This window comes from Paraclostridium sordellii, assembly GCF_000953675.1.
Lineage (GTDB): Bacteria > Bacillota > Clostridia > Peptostreptococcales > Peptostreptococcaceae > Paraclostridium > Paraclostridium sordellii.
The window spans coordinates 3,331,141-3,355,856 of the sequence record NZ_LN679998.1 but is presented as its reverse complement, the minus strand read 5'-3'; the positions used below and the strand labels follow the sequence as shown (position 1 = coordinate 3,355,856).

At 28.5% G+C, this 24,716-nt stretch carries 26 protein-coding genes, 2 riboswitches and 1 other annotated feature; all 26 genes read left to right on the top strand.

Going from position 1 to position 24,716, the window contains the following annotated elements; translation table 11 throughout:
• Window positions 1–79: a sequence feature (5S ribosomal RNA rRNA prediction is too short), on the top strand.
• Between the two features lie 105 nt (window positions 80–184).
• Window positions 185–369, top strand: a riboswitch (cobalamin riboswitch).
• A gap of 125 nt (window positions 370–494) precedes the next feature.
• The 26 genes from cobT (at window position 495) to ATCC9714_RS16165 (ending at window position 24,533) form a co-directional block, all read left to right on the top strand.
• A complete protein-coding gene (gene cobT / locus ATCC9714_RS16290) occupies window positions 495–1,541 on the top strand; it encodes a nicotinate-nucleotide--dimethylbenzimidazole phosphoribosyltransferase (protein ID WP_021130249.1) in 1,047 nt (348 codons plus the stop codon).
• A gap of 12 nt (window positions 1,542–1,553) precedes the next feature.
• Complete coding sequence (gene cobU / locus ATCC9714_RS16285; RefSeq protein WP_054631396.1) at window positions 1,554–2,114, top strand: bifunctional adenosylcobinamide kinase/adenosylcobinamide-phosphate guanylyltransferase; 561 nt, start codon at window positions 1,554–1,556, stop codon at window positions 2,112–2,114.
• Window positions 2,115–2,117: 3 nt separating this feature from the next.
• Window positions 2,118–2,888 carry an adenosylcobinamide-GDP ribazoletransferase gene (gene cobS / locus ATCC9714_RS16280; protein WP_057544318.1) on the top strand — a complete coding sequence of 257 codons (771 nt, stop codon included), beginning with the start codon at window positions 2,118–2,120 and terminating at the stop codon, window positions 2,886–2,888.
• Window positions 2,889–2,899: 11 nt separating this feature from the next.
• On the top strand, window positions 2,900–3,502 hold the full coding sequence (locus ATCC9714_RS16275; protein WP_021126743.1) for a histidine phosphatase family protein: 603 nt from the start codon (window positions 2,900–2,902) through the stop codon (window positions 3,500–3,502).
• Between the two features lie 20 nt (window positions 3,503–3,522).
• Window positions 3,523–3,700: riboswitch (cobalamin riboswitch) on the top strand.
• A gap of 102 nt (window positions 3,701–3,802) precedes the next feature.
• Window positions 3,803–5,314, top strand: coding sequence for a cobyric acid synthase (locus tag ATCC9714_RS16270; protein WP_057544334.1), 1,512 nt, complete (start codon window positions 3,803–3,805; stop codon window positions 5,312–5,314).
• A gap of 8 nt (window positions 5,315–5,322) precedes the next feature.
• Window positions 5,323–6,678 (top strand): cobyrinate a,c-diamide synthase, encoded by a 1,356-nt coding sequence (locus ATCC9714_RS16265; protein WP_057544319.1) that lies wholly within the window; start codon window positions 5,323–5,325, stop codon window positions 6,676–6,678.
• Window positions 6,671–7,633 carry a cobalamin biosynthesis protein gene (locus ATCC9714_RS16260; protein ID WP_057544320.1) on the top strand — a complete coding sequence of 321 codons (963 nt, stop codon included), beginning with the start codon at window positions 6,671–6,673 and terminating at the stop codon, window positions 7,631–7,633. The genes ATCC9714_RS16265 and ATCC9714_RS16260 overlap by 8 nt, the downstream gene beginning before the upstream one ends.
• Window positions 7,634–7,648: 15 nt before the next feature.
• A complete protein-coding gene (locus ATCC9714_RS16255) occupies window positions 7,649–8,719 on the top strand; it encodes a pyridoxal phosphate-dependent aminotransferase (protein ID WP_057544321.1) in 1,071 nt (356 codons plus the stop codon).
• A gap of 1 nt (window position 8,720) precedes the next feature.
• Entirely contained in the window at window positions 8,721–9,593 is an 873-nt protein-coding gene (locus tag ATCC9714_RS16250) for a GHMP family kinase ATP-binding protein (protein WP_057544322.1), read from the top strand.
• A 2-nt stretch (window positions 9,594–9,595) separates the two neighbouring features.
• Entirely contained in the window at window positions 9,596–10,228 is a 633-nt protein-coding gene (locus ATCC9714_RS16245) for a cobalt-precorrin-8 methylmutase (protein WP_057544323.1), read from the top strand.
• A gap of 8 nt (window positions 10,229–10,236) precedes the next feature.
• The gene (gene cbiD, locus ATCC9714_RS16240) at window positions 10,237–11,364 is read left to right on the top strand and encodes a cobalt-precorrin-5B (C(1))-methyltransferase CbiD (protein ID WP_057544324.1); all 1,128 of its coding nucleotides are present in this window, start codon (window positions 10,237–10,239) and stop codon (window positions 11,362–11,364) included.
• Complete coding sequence (locus ATCC9714_RS16235) at window positions 11,357–11,965, top strand: cobalt-precorrin-7 (C(5))-methyltransferase (RefSeq protein WP_021126727.1); 609 nt, start codon at window positions 11,357–11,359, stop codon at window positions 11,963–11,965. Before cbiD ends, ATCC9714_RS16235 begins: the two co-directional genes overlap by 8 nt.
• On the top strand, window positions 11,955–12,524 hold the full coding sequence (locus ATCC9714_RS16230; protein WP_057544325.1) for a decarboxylating cobalt-precorrin-6B (C(15))-methyltransferase: 570 nt from the start codon (window positions 11,955–11,957) through the stop codon (window positions 12,522–12,524). Before ATCC9714_RS16235 ends, ATCC9714_RS16230 begins: the two co-directional genes overlap by 11 nt.
• Window positions 12,517–13,269, top strand: a complete 753-nt coding sequence (locus ATCC9714_RS16225) for a cobalt-precorrin-4 methyltransferase (RefSeq protein ID WP_054631387.1) — start codon at window positions 12,517–12,519, stop codon at window positions 13,267–13,269. Before ATCC9714_RS16230 ends, ATCC9714_RS16225 begins: the two co-directional genes overlap by 8 nt.
• Window positions 13,253–14,317, top strand: a complete 1,065-nt coding sequence (gene cbiG / locus ATCC9714_RS16220) for a cobalt-precorrin 5A hydrolase (RefSeq protein ID WP_057544326.1) — start codon at window positions 13,253–13,255, stop codon at window positions 14,315–14,317. The genes ATCC9714_RS16225 and cbiG overlap by 17 nt, the downstream gene beginning before the upstream one ends.
• Entirely contained in the window at window positions 14,314–15,039 is a 726-nt protein-coding gene (gene cobJ / locus ATCC9714_RS16215) for a precorrin-3B C(17)-methyltransferase (RefSeq protein WP_021126721.1), read from the top strand. Before cbiG ends, cobJ begins: the two co-directional genes overlap by 4 nt.
• Window positions 15,036–15,794, top strand: a complete 759-nt coding sequence (locus ATCC9714_RS16210) for a cobalt-precorrin-6A reductase (protein ID WP_021130234.1) — start codon at window positions 15,036–15,038, stop codon at window positions 15,792–15,794. Before cobJ ends, ATCC9714_RS16210 begins: the two co-directional genes overlap by 4 nt.
• Window positions 15,794–16,588 carry a sirohydrochlorin cobaltochelatase gene (locus tag ATCC9714_RS16205; protein WP_057544327.1) on the top strand — a complete coding sequence of 265 codons (795 nt, stop codon included), beginning with the start codon at window positions 15,794–15,796 and terminating at the stop codon, window positions 16,586–16,588. The genes ATCC9714_RS16210 and ATCC9714_RS16205 overlap by 1 nt, the downstream gene beginning before the upstream one ends.
• Before the next feature lies 1 nt (window position 16,589).
• Entirely contained in the window at window positions 16,590–17,300 is a 711-nt protein-coding gene (locus ATCC9714_RS16200) for a cobalt-factor II C(20)-methyltransferase (protein ID WP_057544328.1), read from the top strand.
• Window positions 17,301–17,313: 13 nt separating this feature from the next.
• Window positions 17,314–18,549, top strand: a complete 1,236-nt coding sequence (gene hemA / locus ATCC9714_RS16195; RefSeq protein ID WP_054631384.1) for a glutamyl-tRNA reductase — start codon at window positions 17,314–17,316, stop codon at window positions 18,547–18,549.
• 27 nt (window positions 18,550–18,576) lie between these two features.
• Complete coding sequence (gene hemC, locus ATCC9714_RS16190; protein WP_057544329.1) at window positions 18,577–19,482, top strand: hydroxymethylbilane synthase; 906 nt, start codon at window positions 18,577–18,579, stop codon at window positions 19,480–19,482.
• Window positions 19,472–20,971, top strand: coding sequence for a uroporphyrinogen-III C-methyltransferase (gene cobA / locus ATCC9714_RS16185; protein ID WP_057544330.1), 1,500 nt, complete (start codon window positions 19,472–19,474; stop codon window positions 20,969–20,971). Before hemC ends, cobA begins: the two co-directional genes overlap by 11 nt.
• A 20-nt stretch (window positions 20,972–20,991) precedes the next feature.
• Complete coding sequence (hemB, locus tag ATCC9714_RS16180; RefSeq protein ID WP_057544331.1) at window positions 20,992–21,957, top strand: porphobilinogen synthase; 966 nt, start codon at window positions 20,992–20,994, stop codon at window positions 21,955–21,957.
• Between the two features lie 6 nt (window positions 21,958–21,963).
• Window positions 21,964–23,262, top strand: a complete 1,299-nt coding sequence (gene hemL / locus ATCC9714_RS16175) for a glutamate-1-semialdehyde 2,1-aminomutase (protein WP_054631380.1) — start codon at window positions 21,964–21,966, stop codon at window positions 23,260–23,262.
• A gap of 190 nt (window positions 23,263–23,452) precedes the next feature.
• Window positions 23,453–23,899: a hypothetical protein gene (locus ATCC9714_RS16170; protein ID WP_021126706.1), complete on the top strand. Its 447-nt coding sequence runs from the start codon at window positions 23,453–23,455 to the stop codon at window positions 23,897–23,899.
• Between the two features lie 55 nt (window positions 23,900–23,954).
• The gene (locus ATCC9714_RS16165; RefSeq protein ID WP_057544333.1) at window positions 23,955–24,533 is read left to right on the top strand and encodes a precorrin-2 dehydrogenase/sirohydrochlorin ferrochelatase family protein; all 579 of its coding nucleotides are present in this window, start codon (window positions 23,955–23,957) and stop codon (window positions 24,531–24,533) included.
• Window positions 24,534–24,716 lie beyond the last annotated feature (183 nt).

The window sequence follows — 24,716 nt, the reverse complement described above, 5'->3', positions numbered from 1 at the left end:
CTGTTCCCATTCCGAACACAGAAGTTAAGCTCTTTAGCGCCGATGGTACTTGGTGGGAAGCTGCCTGGGAGAGTAGGACGTAGCCGCGTAATCTTTTTTATTTTATAAAAATTTAAAGGATTATATCACACCATGTAGAATTAACTTTATGTGGGGATAACTTTATGCATAATTAAAAAATTAATATAGATAAAATATATTTAGGTTCTTAGATTTAAGATTAATAGGGAAAGAGGTGTAAATCCTCTACAGTCCCCGCTACTGTGATGCAGACAAGCTCTATTTACCACTGTTATAATTTATTAAAACGGGAAGGTTAGAGTAAGGATGAAGCTAAGTCAGGAGACCTGCCTAGTATATTAAACTAGGTTCTCGGGGTTATAGAATTTAAATGTCAAAGTATTTTATTTTTAAATAAGATAGTAAACTTAAAGACGTAACCAGAGTGTTACGTCTTTTTTATTTCTGAGAAACCAAAATAATAGGAGGTAATTATGCAACTTTTAGAATATACTGTTGGGAAAATAAACCCACTAAGCGAATTACATATGATTGCTGCAAAAGAAAGATTGGATAGATTAATAAAACCTGTTGGAAGTCTTGGAAAGTTAGAAGATATATGTATACAACTTTCAGGTATATGTGAAAAAAAATATTTTGAAATAGATAAGAAAGCTATTATTGCATTTGCAGGAGACCATGGAGTTTATGAAGAAGGAGTAGCTCCAGATCCTCAAAAAATAACAAAGCTACAATTCCCTAATTTTACAAAAGGAATATGTGGAGTAGGAGCTATATCTAAGTTTGTGAATGCAGATGTTATAGCAGTAGATTTAGGTATAAATACAGATGAAAAATTAGATGGTGTTTTAGATTATAAAATAAGAAAAGGAACATCTAATATGGCAAAAGGGCCAGCAATGACTAGAGAAGAAGCTATAAGATCATTAGAAATCGGAATTGAAATTACTAATGAATATATAGCTAAAGGATATAATCTTATAGGAATTGGAGAAATGGGAATCTGCAATACTACGCCAAGTAGTGCAATAGTTTCTGTTATAGCAGATTGTGATCCTGTAGAGGTAACAGGAATAGGAGCTGGACTTAGAAAAGATAGAGTATTACACAAAGCCAATACGATAAGAAGAGCTATAGAGCTAAATTCTCCAAATAGATTAGATGGAGTAGACATCTTATCTAAGGTTGGAGGATTTGAAATAGGTGGAATGGCAGGTGTAATATTATCATGCGCTGCAAATAGAGTACCAGTTGTTATAGATGGGTTTATATCTTATGCAGCAGCACTTATTGCATATACTATAAATCCCACTACAAAAGATTACATGATAGCATCACATACTTCAGCAGAACCTGGAGCTAAAAAAGCACTAGAAATTTTAAAATTGAATCCTATGCTTAATATGGATATGAGATTAGGCGAAGGAAGTGGGTCTGCTCTAGCATTTAATATTATAGAAGCAGGAAACTATGCTTACAATAACATGGCTACAATCGATGAAGTTGATATAGGTAAATAAGAAGGTGATATTATGAAAAAATTAATCTTAGTTACTGGAGGGTCAAGGTCTGGTAAAAGTAACTTCGCAGAAAGTTTATGTATGGATAGATCAAACTCAACTGCATATATAGCAACATCTATACCTTTTGATGATGAAATGAAGGATAGAGTTAGAAAGCATAAGGAAAGTAGGCCGAACAACTGGAAGACATATGAAGTTTACAAAGATATATACAAAAATATAGATGATATATCTAAAAGGCATCAGACTGTAATACTAGATTGTGTAACATTATTGATAAATAATTTAATGTTTGAATATGGAATAGATTTTGATAAATGCACTCCTCAAGAAGCTAATAAAATGGAAGATTATATAAAAGATCAAATTGAGAAACTTGTAATTGAAATAAATAAAACAGATTTATATTTTGTAGTAGTTACTAATGAATTAGGAATGAGTCTAGTTCCAGATAATAAACTTTGTAGAATTTATTCAGATATAGTAGGAAGGATAAATCAATATATAGCTAAATGCTCAGATGAAGTATATTTTGTGGTTAGCGGAATACCTATGAAGATTAAGGAGTAGTTTATGAAAAGATTTATAGGAATATTACAGTTCTTAACAAGAATACCAATACATATTGATATTGGATTTGATGAAGAATTTCATAAAACAATGTATTATTTTCCACTAGTTGGATTTGTATTAGGAATATTATATTGTTTAGTTGGATTTATTTCGAGTATTTTTTTTGACAGTTACATAACTTCTGTAAATGTATTGATTTCAACTGTTATTTTAACAGGAGGACTTCACTTAGATGGGGTAGGAGATACATTTGATGGGATTTATAGCTACAGAGATAAAGAAAAGATTTTAGAGATAATGAAGGATTCAAGACTGGGAACAAATGCAATGCTTTCTATATTATTTTTAATGCTTTTAAAGCTTGGATTTATTTACTCTATTATTGAATCAGGACAACTATATAATTTAATCTTTATGCCAGTATTTGCAAGAATGGCAATAGTCATAGCTTCTTATAAAAGTGTTACTCCAAGAGAAAAAGGTATGGGCAATGTATTTATAGGAAAGCCAAGTTTAAATATGATATTAGTAAATATTTTATACACTATAATACTTATATTTATCATTGGAGGTAGTTTATTCAATTTAAATATAATGAGCTTAACTAAGGAAGTATTTTTTATACCAGTAATGATTTTATTAACTAGATTATTCGTAAGATACATATATACAAAAATAGATGGTATAACCGGAGACATATTAGGTTGTACTTCTGAACTTACAGAAGTTATATATTTAGTTTATATATACTTAGTATTTGCTTTGAAATAAGAGGTGAACATATGTCAAGGCTTATATTAATAAGGCATGCAATTAGTGAAGATAATATAAAAGGAAATTTATCAGGTCATATAGATAGCAAATTAAGTGATATTGGTAAATCTCAAGTAGATAAGCTAAATAAATTTCTTGAAAAAGAAAAAATAGATTATATATATACTACAACATCTATAAGAACTAAGGAAACTATAGGGTATATAGCTAATACAAGAGGTATAGATATAGTAGAAAAAGAAGGGTTTAAGGAAATTAATTTTGGGGATTTTGAAGGAATGAATTTTAATTATATTCAAAAAAATTATCCTAATGAGTTTGAGAAAATGATTAAAGAAGGTAGTGGATATAAATATCCAAATGGAGAAAGTTTAATTGACTCTTATGAAAGAGTGGTATTTGAGTTAAGTGATATAATTAAGAAACATAAAGATGATACTATTTTGATATGTTCTCATGCAGGAACTATAAGAAATATAATTTCTTATTTAATTGGAAAAACATATGAGTATCACTGGAACTTTAGAATAGATAATGCATCTGTTAGCATTATTGATATTATAGATGGATTTCCAGTTATTCAAACTTTAAATAATACATCATACTTATAATGAAAAATAAATATAATATCAGAATTTGACATAAATTAGGTTTTTCGTTGAAAATTAATAGGGAAAAAGGTTAGAATCCTTTGCAGCCCCCGCTACTGTAGTACTGACGAAACTATTAGACACCACTGTGAATTTACGGGAAGGGATAGGAGTAGATTGATGTAAAGCCAGGAGACCTGCCTAGTTTATGAGAATAAAATCTTCGGGGTGAAGGATTTTAAAAATTGGCTAAGTGTATATATTTTTAAAATCTACCCTAATTGGGTAGATTTTTTATTTCTAGAAAGGAGTGGGCTTGGATTGAGTAAATCATTAATGTTTCTAGGTACAGCCTCAAATGTGGGGAAAAGTACAATATCAGCTGGGATATGCAGAATTTTAAAGCAAGATGGATATAAAGTGGCACCGTTTAAATCACAAAATATGGCCCTTAATTCCTATATAACTAAAGATGGATTAGAAATGGGTAGAGCCCAAGTAACTCAAGCAGAAGCTTGTGGAATTGAACCCGATGTTAGGATGAACCCTATTTTATTAAAGCCTGCTGGCAAAAATAGATGCCAAGTTATAGTTAAAGGAAAAGTATTAAATACAATAAGTTCTAGTGTTTATCATGAATATAAAAATGAACTAGCTAAAATGCTTAGAGATATTTATGCTGATTTAAGTAATGAATATGAAATTATAGTTTTAGAAGGTGCAGGTAGTTGTGCTGAAATAAATTTAAAAGATAGAGATATAGCAAACATGGGAATGGCAGAAATTGCAGATGCTCCGGTGGTTTTAGTAGCAGATATAGATAGAGGTGGAGTATTTGCATCAATAGCTGGAACTATATTACTACTAGAAGAAAATGAAAGAGCTAGAGTAAAAGGAGTAATAATAAATAAATTTAGAGGTAGTGTAGATCTTTTAAAATCAGGGATTGATATGATTGAAGATATTATAAAAGTACCTATTTTAGGAGTGGTTCCATATAGCGATCTAAATATAGAAGATGAAGATAGTGTAACTGACAGATTTAAAAAACAATTTAAAGAAAGTGATATAAATATAGAGGTTCTAAGAACTCCATATATGTCTAATTTTACAGATATACATATGCTTGAAATACAAGATGATGTAAGTGTTAAATATGTTGAGAAAGGTCAAAAACTATCTAATCCAGATATGGTTATAATACCTGGAAGTAAGAATACAATAGAGGATTTAATTTATTTAAGAGAAAATGGTTATGAAAAACAGCTTAAAGAACTTGAAGCTAAAGGAACATTAATATTTGGGATTTGTGGAGGATACCAAATATTAGGTAAAAAACTTTATGACCCAGAAGAAATAGAAGGAAGTATAAAAGAAATAAATGGTATAGGGCTTTTAGATATAGAGACAACTTTCAATAAAGAAAAAGTTACTACTCAAGTTGAAGCTAGAATAAATGAAAACTTAGGTGGATACTTAAAAAATCTGGCTAATATGAATATAAAGGGATATGAAATTCATATGGGAACAACGAAAGGAATAACAAAAGGATTAAATACAATAGTAAGAAAATTAGACGATGAAGTTAACTATTTAGAAGGATGCGTTAATGATCACGGAAATATTATAGGAACTTATATTCATGGAATTTTTGATGATGCAGATTTTACTAGAGCTTTAATAAACTCATTGAGAGAAAATAAAGGACTAGGTAAAGTTGAAAATACAATAAGTTCTTTTGATGATTTTAAGAATAATGAGTATGATAAGTTAGCTAATATACTTAGAGAATCTTTAGACATTGAAAAAATTTATGAAATTATAAACGGATAGGTGAAACTATGAAAAAGATATTAATAGCAGGAACGAATAGTGGAGTTGGAAAAACTACTATATCTTTAGGTATTATGCAGGCACTTACTAAAAGAAATTTAAAAGTTCAACCATATAAAGTTGGACCTGATTACATAGATCCTTCTTATCATACATTTATAACAGGAAGAGATTCTAGAAATTTAGATTCATATATGTTAGATGATGAAAAAATAAAGTATATATTTAAAAATGCATCTAAAGATGCTGATATATCGGTTATAGAAGGAGTTATGGGACTTTACGATGGATTTGGAATAGATTTAAATTCATGTACAAGTTCATATACATCTAAAATTCTTAAATCTCCAGTAATATTAGTTATAAACGGAAAGGCTATGTCATCATCTGCAGCAGCCATGGTATTAGGTTATAAAGAGTTAGATAAAGAAGTAAATATAAAGGGTGTAATAGTGAATAATGTAAAAACTAAAAATCATTATGAACTGATAAAAGAAGCTGTTGAAAAATACTGTAATGTTGAGGTATTAGGATATTTCCCTCCAAATGAGAAATTTAAATTAGATTCAAGACATTTAGGGCTAGTACCTAGTGTAGAGATAGAAGCATTAACAGAAAAATTTTATGATTTAGGGTCAGAAATTGAAAAATATATAAATATAGATAGATTGATTGAAATATCAGAAAGTGAAGAAATAGAAACTTCATTTGAGTTAAATGAATTACCTAAATTTAAAAGTAAAAGTATAGCAGTAGCATATGATAAAGCTTTTAATTTTTATTATAAAGAAAACTTAGAACTATTAAATCAAATGAATATAGAAATAAAAACATTTAGTCCTTTATATGACGAAATTGTACCAAAGGCAGACTGTATATATATAGGTGGTGGTTTTCCTGAAGTATTTGCAAAAGAATTAGGCATAAATAAAAAAATGCGTGAATCTATAAAAAAAGCTCATGAAAATAACGTACCTATATATGCTGAATGTGGGGGATTAATGTATCTGGGAGAAAAACTTTTGGATTTAGATGGCAATGAATATGAAATGGTTGGAATTTTTGAAGGTATAAGTAAAATGACCAAATCATTAAAAAGGTTTGGATATTGTGATGGTATTGCAAAAGTAGATACTGTGTTTTCAAATAAAGGAGATATAATAAAAGGGCATGAATTTCATCACTCTGAATTTAATAGTAATGAAGAATGTTCCTATAAAATGGTAAAAAAGAGGGGTAATAAAATAGTAGATGAATGGTATGGAGGTTATTCGAAAGGAAATACATTGGCTACATATCTACATACTCATTTTTATAATAATTTATATTCAATAATAAAGTTCGTAGGAGGAAAAGATGAGTAGTTTCATTATAAGCACAATGTTTACTTCATATATATTAGATTTAATAATAGGCGATCCATACTCTTTTCCGCATCCAGTAAGATTTATAGGGAACTTAATAAGATTTATAGAAAATAAAATAAGAAAAATATCTAAAAGTAATAACCAGTTAAAAATAGGTGGATTTATATTATGGATTTTAACCGTAGGAATAACATTTTTAGTTACGTATTTAATATTAAGAGTTTTCTCTATAAACAAAATTTTATTCTTTATTATTTCATCTTTAATACTATACACAACTTTATCTACAAAGTGTTTAGCAGATGAGGCAAAGAAAATATATAATGTTTTAAAAACAGGTGATATCGAAAAATCTAGAAAGCAACTATCCTATATAGTTGGAAGAGATACAACTCAGTTAAATGAACAAGAGATAATAAGAGCTACAGTAGAAACAGTAGCAGAAAATACTGTTGATGGAATAATATCCCCTATGTTATATGGGTTCATAGGTGGACCAGTTTTAGCTATGTCATACAAAGCTATAAATACTTTAGATTCTATGGTAGGATATAAAAATGAAAAGTATGTAGATATAGGTTTTGCATCAGCTAAAATAGATGATATAGCAAACTATATACCGGCTAGAATTACTCCCATTTTTATTATGGTGGCAAGCTTTATTCTTGGATTTAATGCAAAAGAAAGTTTAAAGATAGCGATAAGAGATAGAAAAAACCATAAAAGCCCAAATTGTGCATATTCAGAAGGATCAGTTGCAGGAGCTTTAGGAATTCAATTAGGGGGAACTAATATATATTTCGGGAAAGAAGTATATAAGCCTACTATAGGAGATAAAAAAAGAGAATTAGAAATAGAAGATATTATAAGAACTAATAAAATTATGTACTTAACATCATTTGTAGCTTTAATAATATTTTCTTCTATAACATATTTAATAACACTTTTTTAGTTAGAGGGTGATGAAATGATAAACCTTGGACATGGCGCAAATGTAGAAGATATGTGCAAGTATTACAAAAAAGATTCGAAAGACATAATTGATTTTAGTTCTAATATAAATCCATATATTATAGATGATTTAGAAAAATATCTAATAGATGGGTTTAGAGAATGTATCAAATATCCAGATATAAATTATACGAGATTAAAAAGAAATATAGCTAGTTATTTAGATATAGAAAGTTCATATATAATACCGGGCAATGGAGCAACTGAAATAATATATCTTTTGATGAAGAGTATAAAAAAAAGATTAGCATTACTTAATCCAACATTTTCAGAATATGAAAGAAGTGCAAAGATAGCTGGACTAGATACAATAAATCTTTATTTAGACAAAGATAACGACTTCAAAATAGATATAGAAAATATAAAAGAAAACATAGATAAATTTGACAGTCTATTTATATGTAATCCGTCTAATCCAATAGGGAAGGTTTATGAATTAAATAATTTAATAAAACTTTTAAATGAGCATAAAAAGCTGTTAATAGTTGATGAAACCTTCATGGAGTTTGTTGAAAGAGAAGAAGAATATAGTTTAGTCAATTTAGTTGAAAGAAATAAAAATATATTTATTATAAAGGCTGCAACTAAATTCTTTGGAATGCCAGGATTAAGATTAGGATATGGAGTTTGCAGCGATAAAGAATTATTAGAAAATATGTATAATCTTAAAGAACCATGGAGTATAAATTCATTTGCAGATAATCTTTCAAATTACATATTTAAAAATAAGGATTATATAAAAAGTAGTAAAGACTTTTATATAAAAGAAAGAAAATTTATGGTTGAAAGCTTAAAAAAAATAAGTAGTATAAAAGTTTTTGAAACGGATACAAATTTTATTTTAATTAAATTAAAAAATAAAAGCTCATATGAATTGAAAGAAGAAATATTCATAAAAGGAAATATTCTTATAAGGGATGCATCTAACTTTAGAAACTTAGATGATTCATACATAAGAATTGCAATAAAAAGCCATGATGAAAATATAAAAATATTAAAAATACTAAATAAGATTCTAGGAGAATAGAATGAAATCAAAAGGAATATGTCCAGCTTCCTGTGGGGAATTTGTTCAGGGGATGATAAGAGATAAAGAATATTTATCTTCATATGCAATAGATAAATTTTCAAAAGTTACTTTAGAGGAAAAATTAGAATATATAAATAGAGGACCATTAAAAACCAGAAAGGCTGTAGAAGAAGTATTTAAGCACTTTGGATTACCTAGGAAAGAAATGAAAAATATATCTATTCATATAGAAAGTGATATACCTATAAGTAAAGGAATGGCAAGTTCAACGTCGGATATAGGAGCTACTATAAAAGCTACATTAAATCTAATAGGTAAGGATTTAAACGAATATGATATATCTAAACTTGCAACAAAAATAGAACCAACAGACTCTATATTTATAAGGGAAAATACAATTTTTAACCCTCTAGATGCAAGCATAAAAAAGAAACTTGGAGTTATAGATACTGGAAAAGTTTTAATTTTAGAACCAAATGAAAAATTAAGTACTCGATATATAAGAAGAAAAGATAATTATCAAAAACTAAAAAAACAAAATAAATACATAATTGAATATGCATTTAAATTATTAGAGCAAGGAATTCAAAATAAAGATTTAAATTTGATAGGACAAGCTTGTAATATCAGCAGTGTAGCCAATGAAAATATACATAAGAAAAAATATTTAAGTGAAATTATGGATATTTCAAAAGAATATGGAGCATGTGGAGTTAATATAGCACATAGCGGAACAGTTATAGGTATACTACTAGAAAATGATATGGATGAAAATAAGTTAAAAGAAAAACTTATAGATTTAAATATTGATAAAAAATATAAAAAAATATACACGGCTAATATAATTGCTGGTGGGCTTAGGAGTGAGTAAATATGGAATACATTAAGAACCCCATGATGATAGAGAGTAAAAGTTTTGAAATAATACAAGGAATAATTGATGAAATAAGACCTGATTATAAATTTAAAAATGAAATAGAAGAAAAAATTATAAAAAGGGCTATACATACTACTGCTGATTTTGAATACTTAGATATATTAAAGATATCTGAGGAAGCTGTAGAAAAGCTTGTTAATGGATTAAAAAATAAAGCAACTATTTATACAGACACTAATATGGCTTTAAGTGGAATAAATAAGAGGAAGCTAGAAGCTTTAGGTTGTAAGTATAAATGTTTTGTAAGTGATGAAGAAGTTGCAAAGTTAGCTAAAGAAAAAGGTATAACAAGGTCTATGGCTGCAGTAGAGGTAGCTTCAAGAGAAGAAGGTAAGAAGATTTTTGTTCTAGGAAATGCACCTACAGCTCTTTATAAAGTAATTGAAATGAGCAATAATGGACAATTAGATGTTGAAGCTGTTGTAGGAGTACCGGTTGGCTTTGTAGGAGCAGAAGAGTCAAAGGACGAATTAGCAAAAACAGATATACCATATATAATATCAAAAGGAAGAAAAGGTGGAAGTAATTTAGCAGCTGCTATAATAAATGCAATACTTTATTCATTATAGGTGATTATATGGAAGAATATGTTTATATAGATGGTAAGAAGTATAGAAGAGGATATACAACTGGGTCTTGTGCAACAGGAGCAGCTAAAGCTGCATCATATATGTTACTTACAAAAAAAGTTATAAAAACCATAAATATAGATACGCCTAAGGGAATTCCTTTAACTTTAAAATTAGAAAACATAGAGATAAAAGAAAATTATGCTCAATGTTCAGTTAAAAAAGATGGAGGAGATGATATAGATGCAACTCACAACTTAGATATATATGCTAGAGTTGAATTTATAGATTCAAATGAAATTTTAATAACTGGAGGAACTGGAGTAGGGGTTATAACTAAAAAAGGATTAGGTGTAGGTGTAGGAGAAGCTGCAATAAATAAAACTCCAAGGATTATGATAAATAATGAAGTTAGAAAAGTAATAGGAGAGGATAAAGGTGTTAAAGTAACAATATTTGTTCCAGACGGGGATGCTATAGCACAAAAGACATTTAATCCTAGACTTGGAATCATTGGAGGAATATCAATAATTGGAACAACTGGAATAGTAGAACCTATGAGTGATGAAGGATGGAAAAAATCACTATCCATAGAATTGGAAATGAAAAAAGTTCAAGGTCTGGATAAAATTATTTTAGTTCCTGGAAATCATGGTGAAATGTTCATAAAAGAAAAATTAGGAATAGACATGAAGTATGTTGTTAGAACTAGCAATTTTATAGGCTATATGTTGAAAGAAGCACAAAGAATCGGATTTAAACAAATACTTATGGCTGGTCATTTAGGAAAGTATGTGAAAATAGCTGGTGGAATATTTAATACTCATAGTAAAGTTGCAGATGCTAGAAATGAGATATTGATAGCAAACTTGGCACTAATGAATGCTCCATTTGAACTTATAAAAAGTACAAATGAATGTTTAACAACTGAAGAATTTATAGATGTATTAGAAAAAGATGAATATAGAGAGTATAAAGAAATTTATAATATACTTTCACAAAAATGCAAAGAAAGAATCGATACACATATAAATGATGAAGAAATTAATGTAGAGGTAATGATATTTTCTATGAATAAAGAACTACTTGGACAGTCGAAAAAAGCTGGCGATTTAAAGGAGGTATTTTATGATTAATATTATAGGCCTAGGGCCAGGTAACATAGGATACTGCACCAATATAGGAAAAGAACTAATATGTAAATCGGATGTAATAATAGGCGGAAAAAGAAATCTAGAAAGTATAAAAGAGTTTAGAGGAGAAAAAATCGAATTAAATACTAACTTGAAATATATTGTTGAATATCTTAAAAATAATAAGCATAAAAATATTTCCATAATAGCTTCTGGAGATCCACTAATATATGGAATAGGGAAATTTATATCTAATAATATTGAAAAAGAAAATTTAAATATAGTTTCAGGTATAAGTTCAATGCAATATATATTTTCAAAAATAGGTGTGGATATGAATGATTTATATATAACTAGTAGTCATGGAAAAGTTCCTGATTTTGATTACATATTAAATCATAGTAAAGTATGTATGGTGACTGATAATAAAATTGGTCCAGTAGAAATTGCTAAAGAAATTTTAAGTAGAGACTTAAACAAAATTATGGTTGTAGGAGAGAACTTATCCTATGAAGACGAGAAAATAACAATTTTAAGTCCTGAAAAGATATTAGAAGTAAAAAATTTTGATATGAATGTAGTGGTGATATTAGATGAAGAATAGTGAATTCATAACTGGAGAAGTTCCAATAACTAAAGAAGAAGTTCGAGCAATTTCTATAAATAAACTTGATTTAAAAGATAAAAAAACATTCTTAGACATAGGAGCAGGTACAGGTAGTGTAAGCGTAGAAGTAGCATATAATTATCCTGGTATTGATGTAATTTCGATAGAATGCAAAGATAAAGCAGTTGATTTAATAAAAAGAAATATTGAAAAATTTAAATTGAAAAATATAGAGGTCATACAAGGTTATGCTCCTATAGAAATAAATAAAAAGGTAGATGCTATTTTTATAGGCGGAAGTGGTCCGAATTTAAAAGAGATTCTTGAGTGGTCAAAATTAAATCTAAACGAAAATGGGACATTAGTTGCTAACTTTATAATAATAGATACATTCTATAAAACACTAAATTTATTAAAAAATTTAGGATTTAAAGATATAGAAGCTACTATGTTAAATGTAGCAAAACTAGAAAAATTAGGGAAAGGTGAGTATTTTAAACCTTTAAACCCAATATATATAATATCTTGTAAAAAGGGAGAGATGGATTATGAATAAAGTACATTTTGTAGGAGCAGGACCAGGAGATAAGGATTTAATAACATTAAAGGGATATAAGTTATTAAGTGAAGCAGATGTGGTTATATATGCAGGGTCATTAGTTAATCCAGCGTTATTAGAGTATTGCAAAGATGGATGTGAAATTCATAATAGTGCATCTATGGACTTAAATCAGATAATAGATGTTATGGAAAGAGGAATAAAAGCTGATAAAAATGTTGTTAGGCTTCAAACAGGAGACTTTTCAATTTATGGTTCTATAAGAGAGCAAGTTGAAGAACTTGTAAAATTAGGAATAGATTATGACTGTACTCCAGGAGTAAGTTCTTTCTTAGGAGCGGCATCTGCTTTAGGAGTAGAGTATACAGTTCCTGAAATATCTCAAAGTGTAGTAATTACTAGAATGGAAGGTAGGACTCCAGTTCCTGAAAAGGAAAGTATAGAGTCTTTTGCAAAACATCAAACATCGATGGCAATATTTTTATCAGTTCATGATATAGAAAAAGTTGTAGAAAAATTAAATGAGGGCGGATATCCAATGGATACACCTATAGCAGTTGTATATAAGGCAACTTGGCCAGAAGAAAAGATAGTAAAAGGAACTTTAGAAAATATAGCTGAAAAAGTTAAAGAGAATAGCATAAATAAAACAGCTTTAATACTAGTAGGTAAATTTTTAGGAGAAGAATATAAAAACTCAAAGTTATATGACAAGGACTTTAAGCATGAGTACAGAAAATAAGATAGCTTTTATATCTGTTACTAAAAATGGAAAAGAACTAGCTTTTAAAATAAAAGAAATTTTAAATGAAGGAGATATTTTTATTACTGAAAAGTTGTTCAATGAATCTCTAGATAATGAAAAATGTAAAGTAATAAATGGAAGATTAGGTAATTTTACCAAAGACCTAATGGAGAAATATGAGGTTTTAATATTTATAATGGCCACAGGAATAGTAGTTAGATCAATTGCTAGTCATATAAAAAATAAATTTGAGGATCCTGCAATACTAGTTATTGATGAAAAGGGATTAAATGTAATTAGCTTATTGAGTGGACATATTGGAGGAGCTAATGAAATGACTAACTATATAAGTTCTCTTATAGGAGCAAATCCAGTTATAACTACAGCAACTGATGTAAATGGAAAATCTTCTTTAGATATGATAGCTAAAAGGTTAAATGCATATATAGATAATTTTAGAGAAAATGTAAAAGACGTTAACTATTCATTAGTTAATAATAATGAATTAGGAATATATATAGATGGAAATTATAGAGTCGATACACGAGGTTTTATAACCATTAAAAATATTAATGAATTCCATAGGCTAAACAATTTAGATAAAATTATTTACATAACTAATAAAAATGTAACGGATATAAATGACAGTAGAATTATCAAAGTTATTCCAAGAGATATTGTAATAGGAATTGGATGTAGACGAAATACACCTTATGAAGAAATTAAAAAAGCTTTAGATGATTTACTGTATAAGTATAATATAGATAAAAAATCTATATTGAAAATTGGTAGCGTAGAAGTAAAAAAAGATGAAATCGGAATTATAGAATTAGCAAGAACTTTAAATGTTGATTTTGAAATAATAAGCTTAGAAGAAATTAAAAAAGTTGAAGATAAATTTGAAAAATCTGAGTTTGTGAAAAAAAGCATAGGTGTTTACTCTGTAGCAGAACCAGTAGCATACTTGCTTAGTAATAAAAACCTTATAGTTAAAAAACTTAAGTATAAGGGAATAACTTTTTCGATAGGGAGATTAGATATATGATTTATGTTATAGGTATAGGACCTGGTAGTAAAGAGATGATGACTATAGAAGCTATAGAAGCTATGAAAAATAGTGAAGTTATAGTAGGATATAAAACTTATATAAATTTAATAACTGAATTTATAAAGGATAAAGAAGTAGTTCAAAATGGAATGAGACAAGAAATAGATAGATGTAAACAAGCTGTAGAAATTGCTAAGGAAGGTAAAAATGTAGCTGTTATAAGTAGTGGAGATGCTGGAATATACGGGATGGCAGGGTTAATATTAGAATTAGTCACACAAGAAGAACAAGATATAAAAGTAAAAGTTGTTCCTGGAGTTACGGCAAGTATAGGTGCAGCAGCAATACTTGGAGCTCCGATAATGCATGATTTTTGTCATATAAGTTTAAGCGACTTATTAACTCCTTGGGAAGTTATAGAAAAAAGATTAAAATTAGCTGCTGAAGCAGATTTTGTAATTTGTCTATACAATCCAAGAAGTAAAGGTAGAAGTGAACACCTAAGTAGAGCATTTGATATAATGGGTGAATTTAAGGATTCAAAAACTCCAGTTGGAATAGTTAAAGATGTTGGAAGAGAAAAAGAAGAGAAGTTTATATGCACTTTTGAAAATATGGATTTTGAAAGAGTAGATATGACTACTATGGTTATTATAGGGAACAAATCAACTTATATAGATAAAGATTTAATGATAACACCTAGAGGTTATAATATATGATTTTAGTATTAGGAGGAACATCAGATAGTACTAAAATATGCACTTTACTAAACGAGCTAAATAGGGATTATATTGTATCGGTTACAACTGACTATGGTGCGAACTTAGCAAGTAAGGTAGCTAAAAACATAATAGTGAAAAGAATGGATAAAGATTATATGATTAAATTTATAAAGGATAATAATATAAATTTAGTTATTGATTCAACACATCCTTATGCAGTTGAAGTATCAAAAAATGTAATTGAAGTAATAGAAAACTTATCTATTAAATATTTAAGATTTGATAGAAAATCCTTGTTAGAAGATTTAGATTATAAAAAAGTTATAAAAGTTAAAGACACTAAAGAGGCTTATGAAAAAGCCAATGAAATAGGAAATAACATATTTTTAGGAACTGGAAGTAAAACAATAAAAGACTTTGCAGGAAATCTTAAAGATAAAAATATAATAGCAAGAGTATTACCTACATCTGATGTTATAAAAATGTGTGAAGATGTAGGATTAAACGCTGACAATATAATAGCTATGAAAGGGCCTTTTAGCGAATCTATAAATGAAGAGACTTATAAACACTACAACATAGATTTAGTTATAACAAAAGAGAGCGGAATCGAAGGCGGATTTTTAGAAAAGATAAATGCAGCAAAAAAATTAGATATACCAGTGATAGTTATCGTAAGAGAAAAATTAAATTATCCTAATATGGTAAATGACATAAGTGATATAAAACGATTCGTGATGGAGGATATATAATGAAAAAAGCAATTTTAGTTATAAGTTTTGGAACAAGCTATAATGAAACTAGGAAAAAGACCATAGAAGCATGTGAGAAAAAGATAAAAGATGCATTTGAAGATTATGATTTTTTTAGAGCATTTACATCAAATATGATAATAAGAAAATTAAAGAAAAGAGATAATGTTGATATAGAAAATCCAATACAAGCACTAGATAGATTATATGAAGAAGGATATAAAGAGGTTATAGTTCAAACATTACACATAATATGTGGAGAAGAATATACAAAACTAAGAGAGCAAATAAGTCAGTATGAAGATAAGTTTGAAAGAATAACTTTAGGAAGACCGTTATTAACTCAAATAGAAGATTATAAAGAAACTGTAGAAGCTTTAAAGTTACAAATACCAGAGTTAGAAGAAGATGAAGCAGTAGTTTTTATGGGGCATGGAACGGAACATGAAGCTCATAGTGCATATCCAGCATTAGATTATATGTTAAAACAAGAGGACTTAAAAGCTTATGTTGGAACTGTGGAAGGTTATCCAGAAGTAGAAGAGGTAATAGTGAATTTAAGAAAAGATAGAATTTCTAAAGTTAGATTAATGCCTTTTATGTTAGTTGCAGGAGATCATGCTATAAATGATATGGCAAGTGATGAAGAGGATTCTTGGAAGTCAATTTTAAATAAAGAAGGGTTTGAAACTAAAATACATTTACAAGGCTTAGGAGAAAACGAAGGAATACAAGATAAATTTGTAAGACATGCACTAGATTGTGTAAAAGTGTTAAGTGGAGGAGAAAATTAATATGGCTAAATTTTATGGAATAGGAACAGGACCTGGAGATAGTGAATTAGTAACAGTAAAAGCTGTAAATACAATAAAAAGGTTAGATATACTATATACCCCAGAATCTAAGAGAGAAGGAAACAGTTTAGCTTTAAGTATTGTAGAAGAGTACTTACCAGAAGGGTTGAAAATAAAGCAAAGACACTTCCCTATGAGCTTTGATGATGGAGAAAAAATAATAGCTTGGAATAGAGTTGCAGATGAAATAGTGGAGGATGTTAAAGAAGGAAAGAATGTAGGCTTTGTTACATTAGGAGACCCAATGATATATAGTACATATGTATATATAATGGAAAGGTTGCTTGATAAAATTGATGTTGAAACAATACCAGGTATATCTTCATTTTCTAACATAGCTTCTAATCAAAATTTCCCATTAGTAATGGATAGGGAACCATTGATAATAGTACCTTGTACTATTGATGAAGCAAAAATAGACTACGCATTAGAAAATTACAGTTCGATAGTTCTTATGAAAGTTTATAAAAATTTCAGAGAAATAATTAATAAGTTAGAAAAGAATAACTTATTAGAACATTCTATATTAGTTAGTAACTCTTCTCTAGAAAATGAAGTGGTGTATAATAATTTAAGAGATATAGATTTGGAAAACAAAATATCTTATTTTTCTACCATATTGGTAAATAAGGAAAATGTTAAGGTAGGATAATCTGGAGGATTATATGAATTTTGCAGTAGTGGGAGTAAATCATAATGACACCCCTATACACATAAGAGAGAATGTATCTTTCACGGATACGCAAAAAATAGAAGGTATAAATTTTCTATTAGACAATGGAATTTCAGAAGTCGTTGTATTATCTACATGTAATAGAAGTGAAATATATATATACTCAGATGATATATTAAAAAAAATAGAGATAGTAAAAGATTTTTACGAAGATTTCTTTAATGTAGATAATATAAAGGAATATTTATTTTGTAAAACTGGACAAGATGCCATAGAACATGTATTTAGAGTATCAGCAGGCCTTGATTCTATAGTTTTAGGAGAAGATCAAATTCTTGGACAAGTAAAAGATGCTCATGAATTTTCAAAACAACTTGGAGCTAGTAAAAAAGTATTTAATAAACTTTTTAGAGAAGCCATAACAGTTTCAAAAGATATAAAAACAACCACTAAGATATCACATCAACCGATATCTATAAGTTATATAGGTATAAAATGTTTAAAAGATAGATTAGGAAGTTTAGAAGGAAAAAATGCTTTAGTTATAGGTATTGGTAAGATGAGTAAATTAGCAATGAAGCATTTAGAAGAAGAAAAATTAAATAGTATATATGTAACAAATAGAAGTTATGAAAAATTACAAGATATACAAGATGAATATAAAAATTTGATACCTATAAAGTATGAAGAGAGATATAGTGTGTTGGAGAAAGTTGATGTAGTAATAAGTGCAACTGCATCTCCTCACACTGTTATTAAAAAGGAGAATATGCCAAATTTATCTAATACACTTATTATGATGGATATAGCACTACCTAGAGATATAGATAAAAATATAGATACTTTAGAGAATATAGAAGTTTATGATATTGATGATTTAAAGAAAATAAGTGATGAAAATGATAAAAAAAGAAGAGAATTGGCATGTACTGGAGAATTACTAATAGATGAAAAAATAGATGAGTTTAATGATTGGTTAGAAACTATAAAAATAGATCCTACAATTCAATCATTAAATGATAAATGTACAGACATAAGAGAAGATACACTAGACTATATATATCGAAAGCTAGACTTAAATTGCAAAGAGAAAAAAATTATAGATAAAATGTTAACATCTGCATTGAAGAGGTTAATAAGAGAGCCTATTTTAAATCTAAAGCAAATTAAAGATAGTGGAAAACAAGAAGAATATATAAAAATAGTGGAAGAGTTATTTGACTTGTAATAAATATGGGACTAAAGGAGATTAGGTATGAAAATCGTGGTAGGAAGCAGAGGAAGCAATTTAGCTCTTACACAAACCAATTGGGTTATAAGTGAGTTGAAGAAACATCATCCAAATATTGAGTTTGAAGTTAAAATAATAAAAACTAAGGGGGACTTAATCCAAAATGTTTCTTTGGATAAGATAGGAGATAAAGGGTTATTTGTTAAAGAGATAGAACAGCAGCTAATAGATAAGAAAATAGATATAGCTGTTCATAGTATGAAAGATATGCCTTCAAGCTTACCTGAAGGATTAAAGTTTGCAGGAATTCCTAAAAGAGAAGACATAAGAGATGTACTTATATTAAAAGAAGGATATTCTTCATTAGAGGATTTACCTAATGGAGCTAAAATAGGAAGTGGAAGTAAGAGAAGAAAGTATCAACTTTTAAAACATAGACCTGATCTAGACATAGTTCCAATTAGAGGAAATATAGAAACTAGAATGAGAAAGATAGAAGATGAAAATCTTTGTGGAGTAATATTAGCAGCAGCAGGTCTTATAAGAGCTGGTTTGAAAGATAAAATAAGTTGTTACTTAGATGTAGATAAAATAATACCTGCACCTGCTCAAGGAGCTTTAGGAATTGAAATAAGACAGGAAGATCCAGAAGTAGAAAAAATTCTAGATTGTTTAACTGATAAAGTTTCAGAAATACAAGTAAGTGCTGAAAGAGGATTTTTAGATGGTATAAATGGAAGCTGTCATATACCTATAGGAGCACACTGCGAAGTTAATGGTGAGAATATAAATTTAACTGGATTATATGGTGATGAAGAAGGTAAAAAACTTATAACAAAGACAATATCAGGTAAAGCATCAGAAGCTAGAGAGGTTGGAATCGAATTAGCTAAATTAATTTCAAAGGAGTTTAAGTCTTATGAAAAGTAAAGTATACTTAGTTGGAGCAGGGCCTGGAGATTATAAACTTATGACATTAAAAGGTATGGAATGCATAAAAAAATCTGATGTAATAGTTTATGATAGATTGGCAAATGAAAAGTATTTAAAAGAAGCAAAAGATAATTGTGAATTTATATATGTAGGTAAGGCATCTAGTAATCATGCACTACCCCAAGATCAAATAAATGAAGTTATTACTAAAAAAGCTCTAGAAGGAAAAATAGTAACTCGATTAAAAGGTGGAGATCCATATGTTTTTGGAAGAGGTGGAGAAGAAGCTGAATTTCTTTTAGATAATGGTATAGAATTTGAAGTAGTACCAGGGATTACATCTGCAATAGGTGGACTTTGCTATGCTGGTATACCAATAACTCATAGAGACTACTCATCTTCATTTCATGTAATAACTGGACACTTAAAAGATGATGAAAATGATGAATTAAATTGGAATGCACTAGCTAACAATGAAGGGACACTGGTTTTCTTAATGGGAATTGCTAATCTTAAAAAAATAAGCAATAACTTAATTAGAGAAGGTAAATCAAAAGAAACTCCTGTGGCTTTAATAAGTTGGGCTACTAGATATAATCAAAGTGTAGTTACAGGCAACTTAGAAAATATTTATGATATAGCAATAAAAGAAGGTGTTAAACCTCCGACACTTATTGTAGTAGGTGATGTAGTCAAACTTAGAGAAAAATTAAATTTCTTTGAAAATAAACCTCTATTTGGAAAAAATATTTTAGTTACTAGAGCTAGAACTCAAAGTAGTACTTTAGTAGAAAAAATAATGGATTTAGGTGGAAATCCAATAGAAATACCTACTATAAAAATTGAAAAAGTAGAAAATAATAAAGAATTAGAAAATGAAATTAATAACATAAAAAAATATAACTATTTAATACTTACTAGTCAAAATGGAGTAAACATATTTTTTGATAAGTTAAATGAAATGAATCTTGATTTAAGATTATTAGCTAATTTAAAAATATGTGCTATTGGGCCTGCTACAGCAAAGGAACTTAAAAAGAGAGGAATAATTGCTGATATAGTTCCTGAAAAGTTTGTAGGAGAGGCAATGTATGATACTTTAAAAGATATGCTAAATAATAATGATAATATACTTATTCCAAGAGGTTCAAATGCAAGAGACTTCTTAGTTGATAAATTAAGTGAAATTTGTAATGTAAAAGAGGTATATACATACAACACAATTATAGAAGATAAGTATAAAGATGAAATAATAGGCTTATTAAATGATGAAACTATAGATTACATAACATTTACAAGTTCATCTACAGTTTCTAATTTTATTGATATAATAGGAAGAGAGAACATAGATAAGCTTAAAAGTACAAAAGTTATATCTATAGGTCCTATAACTAGTAATACAGCTAAGAACTTAGGACTTGAAGTTTATAAAGAACCAAGTAATTACACAATAAATGATTTAATTAACTGTATTATACAAGACTAAAAATCTAGGGGGAATTTAAAATGTTAAGAAGACCAAGAAGATTAAGAGCAAGTTCTGCAATAAGAGATTTAGTGAGAGAAACAGTACTAAATATAAACGATTTAATATACCCACTGTTTGTAGTGGAAGGAGAAAATATAAAAGAAGAAATACCATCATTACCGGATGTATATCATTTTTCTTTAGATAAATTAGAAGATGAGATAAAAGAGTTAAATGAATTAGGGATTCAACATGTTATACTATTTGGTATTCCAGATGAGAAAGATCCATTTGGTAAAGAAGCTTATAATGATGAAGGAATAGTTCAAAAAGCTATAAGAAAAATAAAAGAAATAGATCCAAGTATGTGTGTAACAACTGATGTATGTATGTGTCAATACACTAGCCACGGTCATTGTGGAATTTTAACAGAAAAAGGTTACGTAGACAATGATGAAACATTAGGATATTTAACAAAGATAGCTGTAAGTCACGCTAAAGCAGGTGCAGACATGGTAGCTCCATCTGATATGATGGATGGAAGAATACAAGCTATGAGAGAAGGATTAGATAAATCAGGTTTTGAAACTGTAGCTATAATGTCATATAGTGTTAAATATGCATCAAGTTTCTATGGACCATTTAGAGATGCAGCAGGTTCTGCTCCATCATTTGGAGATAGAAAAACATATCAAATGGATCCAGCAAACTCAAATGAAGCTTTAATAGAAGCTGAATTAGATGTTTTAGAAGGCGCAGATATGTTAATGGTTAAACCTGCATTATCATATCTTGATGTAATAAGAAGAGTTAAAGATAATTTTGATTTACCTCTAGTAGCTTATAATGTAAGTGGAGAATATTCAATGTTAAAACTTGCTGTTAAAGAAGGATTATTAAATGAAGATGCTATATATGAAGCTGTTATGTCAATAAAAAGAGCTGGAGCAGATATAATAATAACTTACTTTGCAAAAGATATAGCAAAAAAAATTAGGGGGTAATGACCAATGAGAAAAAATGAAAAGTCTCTTAAAATATATGAGGAAGCAACTAAGTACATACCAGGTGGGGTAAATAGCCCGGTTAGAGCATTTAAATCAGTAGGACTAGACCCTGTTTTTATAGATAGAGCTGAGGGATGTAAGATATATGATGTAGATGGAAATGAATATATAGATTATATATGTTCATGGGGACCTCTTATGTTAGGTCATAGTCCTAAAGAAATAGTTGATGGAATAGAGGAAGTAGTTAAAAAAGGTACAAGCTATGGAGTTCCAACTGCTATAGAAGTTGATATGGCTAAACTTATAGTAGAAGCTTATCCTGCTATAGATCAAGTTCGTATGGTAAACTCTGGAACAGAAGCTACTATGAGTGCTTTAAGAGTTGCTAGAGCTTACACTGGTAGAAATAAAATACTAAAGTTTGAAGGATGTTATCATGGACATTCAGATGCACTTTTAGTTAAATCAGGATCAGGAACTATAACTTATGGGGTACCAACAAGTCCTGGAGTACCAGAAGATGTTGTAAAAGATACTTTAGTAACTAGATATAATGATATAGAAGCTACTAAAGCTATGTTTGAAAAGCATGGTAATGAAATAGCTGCTGTTATATTAGAGACAGTAGCAGGTAATATGGGAGTTGTTCCAGGTAAAAAAGAATTTATACAATTTTTAAGAGATATAACTAAAGAATATGGAACAGTTTTAATATTTGATGAAGTTATAACTGGATTTAGATTAGCTTACAATAGTTCTGTAGGTTATTATGGAATAGAACCTGACATGGCATGCTTTGGTAAGATAATAGGGGCTGGACTTCCTGTTGGAGCTTACGGAGGTAAAAAAGAAATAATGGATATGGTTTCTCCTGTAGGGCCAGTTTATCAAGCGGGAACTTTATCAGGAAATCCTCTAGCTATGTATATGGGTAAAAAGAATTTAGAAATTTTAAGAGATAGACCAGAAATTTATAGTGAATTAGAAAGAAAAGCTACAAAGTTAGAAGAAGGCTTAAGAGCAAATGTTGAGAAGTTAGGATTAAACTATACTGTAAACAGAGCGGGGTCTTTAGTTTGTCTATTCTTTGCCGAAGGACCTATAAACAATTACGATGATGTTACTAAGTGTAATGTTCCTATGTTTAATAGATATTTTGAAGAATTATTAAATAGAGGTATATTACTTGCTCCAACTCAATTTGAAGCAATGTTCTTATCTAATGCTCATACTGATGAGATAATTGATGAAACAATAAAAGCTAGTTATGAGGCTTTAAAAGCAGCTCATAATTTATAGTAGTTACTATTGAATTTAGATTGCAACCTCAAATGGTTTCCAGTGTAAATTTAGTAAAACATTTTAAAAATATAAAAAAGCATTAGATTTTAAAATCTAATGCTTTTTATTTATTATAAAATTTATATAAAGGTAATAGTGCTAATCTATAGAAATAAATATATATTCTTAAAAAAGGGGAGATTTGCTTATGAAGTTAGATGAGAATTTATCAAAACAATATTTAGAAAAATGGCAAGAAATACTTAGACTTAGAGATTGGGATATAAAACTTGAGTTTGTAAATAAGGAGTGGAGAAAGACCGGAGATATAAAAATAGATAGAGCTGATAAAAAAGCTATATTAATGATAAATGTCTTTAACCCCAAACAAACCAATATAGAGGGACTAATAATTCATGAATTATTACATCTAAAATTATGGGGAATGGATCAAATGATAGAATCATTAATCTATAGTGTATTTGGAGAAGATGAAAAAGATCCTAGATTTGAATTTGCTTATAATCAATTTATGCATGAATTAGAAAGTACTGTAGAAGATTTAGCTAAGGCTTATGTAACAACTGGTGCGGAAGATAAGGAAGCTTCATGGGGTAGGATACAAGTTGAAGTAGATAAAGAATTAGGTTTTTAAAGTTAACCATATGGATTATAATTTTATATATCAAATAAAAAGGAGGTATTAATATATGAACTACCCTATTATGATTGATTTAAAGGGAAAAGAAATAACTGTAATAGGTGGAGGTAAAATCGCTTATAGGAAGGTTAATAATTTTCTTAAATTTGGATATAAAGTTACAGTAGTATCTAGAGAATTTATTGAAGACTTCAACAATATAGAAAATAAAATTAAACTTATAAAGGATGAATACAGTGAAAAATATATAAAAGATAGTTTTATTGTAGTAGCTGCAACGAATAATAAAAAGGTAAATGAAAGTATAGGGATGTTCTGTAGGACCAATAATAAACTTGTTAATGTTATTGATGACCAAAATTTATCAAATTTTATAGTTCCATCATGTGTAAAAAGAGGTGATTTAGTCATAAGTGTATCGACGGGAGGCAAGAGTCCTTCTTTAGCATCAAAAATAAGAAAAGATTTAGAAATACAATATGATGATAGCTATGAAGAATATTTAATTTTATTGGGTGAACTTAGGGAACAAATTTTAGAAAAATATAATAATCCATCTATAAGGAAAGATTTATTAAATAAAATTATAAATTTAAATTATGATGAATTGAAAAAATTAGAAATTTAGGATATCAAAATTTGTTGAAATTTAAGGGTTTTAGAAAAAGTAAGTAAAAAAACATAAAAAAATTACATAAAAAGTATTGACCTTATAAATTTGAGGTGGTATAGTATTACTTGTCCTTAAGAAAAGGGCAAACATGAACTTTGAAAATTAAACAGTAGGTTAATTATAAAAATTCTTTTTAAA

Excerpts from the sequence above, each read along its gene's own strand:
- cobT (WP_021130249.1), top strand. The coding sequence starts at position 495 with ATGCAACTTTTAGAATATACTGTTGGGAAAATAAACCCACTAAGCGAA.
- cobU (WP_054631396.1), top strand. The coding sequence starts at position 1,554 with ATGAAAAAATTAATCTTAGTTACTGGAGGGTCAAGGTCTGGTAAAAGT.
- cobS (WP_057544318.1), top strand. The coding sequence starts at position 2,118 with ATGAAAAGATTTATAGGAATATTACAGTTCTTAACAAGAATACCAATA.
- ATCC9714_RS16275 (WP_021126743.1), top strand. The coding sequence starts at position 2,900 with ATGTCAAGGCTTATATTAATAAGGCATGCAATTAGTGAAGATAATATA.
- ATCC9714_RS16265 (WP_057544319.1), top strand. The coding sequence starts at position 5,323 with ATGAAAAAGATATTAATAGCAGGAACGAATAGTGGAGTTGGAAAAACT.
- ATCC9714_RS16260 (WP_057544320.1), top strand. The coding sequence starts at position 6,671 with ATGAGTAGTTTCATTATAAGCACAATGTTTACTTCATATATATTAGAT.
- ATCC9714_RS16255 (WP_057544321.1), top strand. The coding sequence starts at position 7,649 with ATGATAAACCTTGGACATGGCGCAAATGTAGAAGATATGTGCAAGTAT.
- ATCC9714_RS16250 (WP_057544322.1), top strand. The coding sequence starts at position 8,721 with ATGAAATCAAAAGGAATATGTCCAGCTTCCTGTGGGGAATTTGTTCAG.
- ATCC9714_RS16245 (WP_057544323.1), top strand. The coding sequence starts at position 9,596 with ATGGAATACATTAAGAACCCCATGATGATAGAGAGTAAAAGTTTTGAA.
- cbiD (WP_057544324.1), top strand. The coding sequence starts at position 10,237 with ATGGAAGAATATGTTTATATAGATGGTAAGAAGTATAGAAGAGGATAT.
- ATCC9714_RS16235 (WP_021126727.1), top strand. The coding sequence starts at position 11,357 with ATGATTAATATTATAGGCCTAGGGCCAGGTAACATAGGATACTGCACC.
- ATCC9714_RS16230 (WP_057544325.1), top strand. The coding sequence starts at position 11,955 with ATGAAGAATAGTGAATTCATAACTGGAGAAGTTCCAATAACTAAAGAA.
- ATCC9714_RS16225 (WP_054631387.1), top strand. The coding sequence starts at position 12,517 with ATGAATAAAGTACATTTTGTAGGAGCAGGACCAGGAGATAAGGATTTA.
- cbiG (WP_057544326.1), top strand. The coding sequence starts at position 13,253 with ATGAGTACAGAAAATAAGATAGCTTTTATATCTGTTACTAAAAATGGA.
- cobJ (WP_021126721.1), top strand. The coding sequence starts at position 14,314 with ATGATTTATGTTATAGGTATAGGACCTGGTAGTAAAGAGATGATGACT.
- ATCC9714_RS16210 (WP_021130234.1), top strand. The coding sequence starts at position 15,036 with ATGATTTTAGTATTAGGAGGAACATCAGATAGTACTAAAATATGCACT.
- ATCC9714_RS16205 (WP_057544327.1), top strand. The coding sequence starts at position 15,794 with ATGAAAAAAGCAATTTTAGTTATAAGTTTTGGAACAAGCTATAATGAA.
- ATCC9714_RS16200 (WP_057544328.1), top strand. The coding sequence starts at position 16,590 with ATGGCTAAATTTTATGGAATAGGAACAGGACCTGGAGATAGTGAATTA.
- hemA (WP_054631384.1), top strand. The coding sequence starts at position 17,314 with ATGAATTTTGCAGTAGTGGGAGTAAATCATAATGACACCCCTATACAC.
- hemC (WP_057544329.1), top strand. The coding sequence starts at position 18,577 with ATGAAAATCGTGGTAGGAAGCAGAGGAAGCAATTTAGCTCTTACACAA.
- cobA (WP_057544330.1), top strand. The coding sequence starts at position 19,472 with ATGAAAAGTAAAGTATACTTAGTTGGAGCAGGGCCTGGAGATTATAAA.
- hemB (WP_057544331.1), top strand. The coding sequence starts at position 20,992 with ATGTTAAGAAGACCAAGAAGATTAAGAGCAAGTTCTGCAATAAGAGAT.
- hemL (WP_054631380.1), top strand. The coding sequence starts at position 21,964 with ATGAGAAAAAATGAAAAGTCTCTTAAAATATATGAGGAAGCAACTAAG.
- ATCC9714_RS16170 (WP_021126706.1), top strand. The coding sequence starts at position 23,453 with ATGAAGTTAGATGAGAATTTATCAAAACAATATTTAGAAAAATGGCAA.
- ATCC9714_RS16165 (WP_057544333.1), top strand. The coding sequence starts at position 23,955 with ATGAACTACCCTATTATGATTGATTTAAAGGGAAAAGAAATAACTGTA.